At 45.8% G+C, this 5,320-nt stretch carries 3 protein-coding genes; 1 reads left to right on the top strand and 2 read right to left on the bottom strand.

The window, feature by feature from the left end:
- Positions 1–83: 83 nt before the first annotated feature.
- On the top strand, positions 84–2,342 hold the full coding sequence (gene parC / locus AB4653_RS12015; protein ID WP_009848966.1) for a DNA topoisomerase IV subunit A: 2,259 nt from the start codon (positions 84–86) through the stop codon (positions 2,340–2,342).
- Between the two features lie 137 nt (positions 2,343–2,479).
- On the opposite strand, the gene degS is transcribed toward parC, so the two are convergent.
- Entirely contained in the window at positions 2,480–3,544 is a 1,065-nt protein-coding gene (degS, locus tag AB4653_RS12010) for an outer membrane-stress sensor serine endopeptidase DegS (RefSeq protein WP_009848967.1), read from the bottom strand.
- A 158-nt stretch (positions 3,545–3,702) separates the two neighbouring features.
- Positions 3,703–5,058: a DegQ family serine endoprotease gene (locus AB4653_RS12005; protein WP_009848968.1), complete on the bottom strand. Its 1,356-nt coding sequence runs from the start codon at positions 5,056–5,058 to the stop codon at positions 3,703–3,705.
- Positions 5,059–5,320 lie beyond the last annotated feature (262 nt).

Genomic DNA, 5,320 nt, shown 5'->3' with positions numbered 1-5,320 from the left:
TGGACATGCTGCTTGGTAAAAAACGTGCAGATGATCGCCGTACATGGCTACAGACTAACGGTGATATGGCCGAGGTATAATGGATGTCTAACGAAATTACATATGATGGCGTTGAACAGCTGCCAATGCGCAAGTTCACCGAAGATGCCTACTTAAATTACTCAATGTACGTGATCATGGATCGTGCATTACCGTATATCGGTGATGGCTTGAAGCCAGTACAGCGTCGTATTATCTACGCGATGTCTGAGCTGGGCTTATCAGCTGCATCGAAATACAAAAAATCAGCACGTACCGTTGGTGACGTATTAGGTAAGTATCACCCACACGGTGACTCTGCTTGTTACGAAGCGATGGTATTGATGGCGCAGCCTTTCTCTTACCGCTACCCATTGGTAGACGGTCAAGGTAACTGGGGTGCTCCGGACGACCCGAAATCGTTCGCTGCGATGCGTTATACCGAAGCGAAATTATCTAAGTTTGCTGAGGTTCTTCTAGGTGAACTAGGTCAAGGCACCGTTGATTGGCAACCAAACTTTGATGGCACCATGAAAGAGCCTCAGATGTTGCCAGCACGTCTACCTCATATCTTACTTAACGGTATTACTGGTATCGCGGTAGGTATGGCGACGGACATCCCGCCTCACAATGTCCGTGAAGTGGCGAACGCAGCGATTCACTTGATTGATACGCCGAAAGCTGAACTTCCAGATGTGATGGGTTTCATTCAAGGCCCTGATTACCCGACAGAGGCTGAGATTATTTCGCCGAAGTCGGACATCGAAAAGATCTACCGTACAGGCCGTGGCAGCATCAAGATGCGCGCGGTTTGGCACAAGGAAGGCTCTGATATTGTTATCACTGCTTTACCTCATCAAGTGTCAGGTGCGAAGTTACTTGAGCAAATTGCTAACCAGATGCGCGCTAAGAAGCTGCCAATGGTTGACGACTTGCGTGACGAATCGGATCACGAGAACCCAACTCGCATCGTTGTCGTTCCTCGTTCAAACCGTATCGACTGTGACCAATTGATGAGTCACCTATTCGCTTCGACGGATCTAGAGAAAAACTTCCGGGTTAACTTGAACATGATTGGTTTAGACAATCGTCCTCAAGTTAAAGGCCTAGTTCAAATTCTGAAAGAGTGGATTGAGTTCCGTCGCACGACCGTTCGCCGTCGTTTGCAGTACCGTTTAGATAAAGTACTAGCACGTTTGCATATTTTAGAAGGTTTGCTTGCTGCTTATCTTAATATCGATGAAGTGATTGAAATCATTCGTACAGAAGACGAACCATGTCCTGTATTGATGAGCCGTTTCAACATTTCTGAAATTCAAGCCAATGCGATTCTTGATATTAAACTTCGTAACTTAGCTAAGTTAGAAGAGTTTAAAATCCGAGCGGAACAAGAAGAGCTTGAAGCTGAACGCGAAAAGCTTGAAAAGCTACTCGGTTCAGAGCGTCGCTTGAATACGTTGATCAAGAAAGAAATCCAAGCAGATGCAGATAAATACGGCGATGATCGTCGCTCACCTCTGATTGAGCGTGCTGAAGCGAAAGCGCTAACAGAACGCGACTTAGTACCAAGCGAACCAATCACGGTTGTGTTGTCTGAGAAAGGTTGGATTCGTCATGCTAAAGGGCATGAAGTTGATGCTGAAGGCTTGAACTACAAATCTGGTGATAAGTTCTTAGCGAGTGCTAAGGGTAAGAGTAACCAACAAGCGGTGTTCCTTGGCAGTGATGGCCGAAGCTACTCCCTTGAATCTCATTCATTACCGTCGGCACGTAGCCAAGGTGAGCCAATTACAGGCCGCCTGAACGTCAGTCCGGGTTCTTCGATTCGCCAAGTGGTGATGGGAGAGAATGAACAGCTATGGTTAGTCGGTTCTGATGCTGGTTATGGCTTTGTTTGTAAGGGTAGCGATCTGCTGTCTAAGAACAAGAGCGGTAAAGCGTTAGTTAACTTGCCACAAGCTTCTGAAGTGATGTTGCCAAGCCCTATTGCAGACTTGGACAGTAACCAGATTCTGGCGATTACTAACCAAGGCCGTATGTTGTTGTTCCCTATTAAAGACCTACCTCAGCTGAGCAAAGGTAAAGGTAACAAGATCATCAACATCCCTTCTGCGAAAGCAAAAGAGCGTGAAGAGTTTGTATCGCATCTGATGGCTATTCCAGAGAATGCAACGCTGACTATTTACGCGGGTAAACGTAAACTTGGCTTGAAACCTGCGGATCTTGAAAACTTCCGTGGTGAGCGTGGTCGTCGTGGTGGTCTGCTCCCAAGAGGTTTGCAGCGTGTGACTCGCATCGATATCGATGAACCTAGTGACGCCTAGTTTTGATTGAGTTTGTCATTAGCTTTGATTGATAAAAGAAAACCCAGCTTAAGAGCTGGGTTTTTTGTATCTATACTTTTTGTCTCTGTAATTGGCGGTTTGAGTTACTCGCTATTAGCAATCAAACTAAATAAAGACTACAGGCGTGTGTCTTCGGTAATGGTGACCTTGAGTGTCTTGTTTTCACCTTTGCGCAATACACCAACATCAATGATAGTACCCGGGCGAAGGTCAGTAACAATGTCCATTACGCTCTGTCGTCCGCTAATTTGGGTGTTGTTGATGCTGATAATGATATCTTGTGCTTCAAAGCCGGCATCGGCTGCAGGACCATTCGGGTCAATGCCTAAGACAACAATACCACCGATGTTCTTAGTACCGAGCAAGCGTGATGTCACCGAATTGATGTCTTGTCCGTCGATACCAATATAACCACGAATGACACGACCATCGGCGATGATCTTCTCCATGATTTTATTAGCAAGTGAGTAGGGGATTGCAAATGAGATCCCGTAGGTTTCCATGTCGGTAGCTTGTTGGAAAGAAGCCGTGTTGATACCGACGAGCTCACCTTGTGAGTTAACCAGTGCACCACCTGAGTTACCTTCATTGATTGCAGCATCAGTCTGGATAAAGGCTTGGTGACCATCTGCACTGATCGAAGAACGACCTGTTGCAGAGATAATGCCAAAGGTTGTCGTTTGCCCTAGGTTGTATGGGTTACCGATAGCCAGCACCACGTCGCCGACATTTGCTTTGTAATTCGGGTTCAGTGGAATAACAGGTAAGTTGTCACCGCTGACTCGGAGTATCGCAATATCGGTGCGTTTGTCTGAGCCGACAAGTTGTGCGGCCGCTACTCGTCCGTCTTGAAGTGCCACGACTATTTGGTCAGCTTGAGCAACAACATGGAAGTTGGTAATGATGTAGCCTTTCTCACTAACAATCACCCCTGAACCTAATCCTTGAGTTAGTAGCTTGTTGCGATCGCTTTCTGCGTATTTACGACTATAAATATTGACCACAGCGGGTGCAGCTCGTCGCACCGCTTGGTTAAATGAGATCTGAAGAGGGCCAATATTATCGACTTGAGGGTTCGTGACGTCTGCAACAATCGCCGGCCTTAAACTCGGGAATGCGAGAAGAATAAGCGCCGCTGAAACGAGTCCAAGGGAAATAGAACGAAATAGAAAGGACAGCATGTTTCCCTCTTCAACAAGTAAGGTATGAAGCATCCGTCAATGGATGACTGACTTGATTATCAGTGAAGCATAGCATTTTGATTGATCTAAAGAAAAGGGAGACTGAGTAAGTTTAAAGCAAACTTACTGAGCCCCCCTGTAATTACGCTGACGTATGGCTATCGAATAACTAGATAGATAGTCCTATCGTCTCGCTGGATATTAAGTGCCAATACGCCAGGTTGTTTTTCAAGAATCTTTCTAAATTCAGCAAGGTTCTTAACTGGTTGTCGGTTTACCCCGATGATGATGTCATCTTTAAGAAGCTGATAAGCTTCTGCTGGCGAACCTTGAGCGACACTTGATACCTTGACGCCTGTCGCTGAATCGCTGTCGGTTGTGTTGGTGAGCTCTGCACCGGCAAGTCCTTCATGGAGCTTTTCAGCTTGTGTCTTACTATTTGTGGATTCACCCAGCGTGACGTCAAAGGTCTTATTCTTACCGTCACGAACCACGCCTAACTCGATCTGTTTACCTGCACCTAGGGTGGCTACTTTGGCTCTTAACTCACTAAAAGTATCAATACGCTTACCGTTAATGGAGATAATGACATCGCCCGCTTTCAATCCGGCTTTGTCTGCAGCACTGTCGGGTACAATTTGGCTAACAAAAGCACCTTTGCTGGACTCATAACCAAGCGCTTCAGCCAATTCCGAGGTGACCTCTCCACCTTGGACACCAAGCATGCCACGTTTTACTTCACCGAAATCGAGAATCTGTTCAGTCAGGTTTGTCATCATATTGGATGGAATGGCAAAGCCGATACCGACATTGCCGCCGTTAGGTCCTAGGATGGCCGTGTTGATACCAATCAGTTCACCGTTAAGATTCACTAACGCACCTCCAGAGTTACCACTGTTAATCGCGGCATCGGTTTGAATGAAGTTTTCGAAGTTCTCTAGATTGAGACCGCTACGTCCTAACGCTGAAACGATACCGGATGTTACGGTTTGACCAAGCCCAAATGGGTTGCCGATAGCCACACTGAAATCGCCGACTCTCAATTTGTCGGAATCTGCGACTTTTATCTGGGTAAGGTTTTTGGCTGTTTCGAGTTTTAATAGCGCGATATCAGACATCTGGTCGCCGCCGATGAGCTCTGCATCGTACTCTCGACCATCATGCAGTTTTACTTTGATATCGTCGGCACCATTGATGACATGGTAATTGGTGACAATATGGCCTTTCTTGGCATCAATGATCACACCAGAACCTAGCCCGCGGAATGGGCGTTCTCGTGTTTGTTCTGGACCAAAAAAGAATTGAAATTGTTCAGGGATTTGCTGACGTTGTACCTGTTTGCCTTCTACGGCAATACTAACCACAGCGGGGGTTACTTGTTCAAGCATAGGAGCAAGGCTTGGTAATTGTTCATTACCCACACTTAATGGAAGTGCGGCTGTAGCTTGAATGGGGGTGATGATTGAACTTAAGCTTAAAGTCAGTACTGATAAAGCAAGCAAAGGTTTTTTCATCATAAACTCCTCTCTAGTTAAGGTCTTAACCCTCTTATACGTTTAATAAGTATGAGAAGTTTCAAATGACCTGAGTGAAAGTTATGACTCAAAAACCTTTGTAAAGTTCACAGAAGTGTTAAATGTTTACGATGCTTTTGCTGTAACGACATCGGGAGCATCCATGATTTCTTTCTTCTGCTCGGTAAATAAACCGGTTGCGCCATTAGCGTAATCTTTCGGTTGTTCTTCAAGCGTCGACTCTTTAACTGAAGACTTATCT

Origin of the sequence: Vibrio sp. 10N.222.48.A3 (assembly GCF_041475345.1) — a bacterium.
GTDB lineage: Bacteria > Pseudomonadota > Gammaproteobacteria > Enterobacterales > Vibrionaceae > Vibrio > Vibrio tasmaniensis_A.
This window is presented reverse-complemented; position numbering and strand designations above follow the sequence as displayed.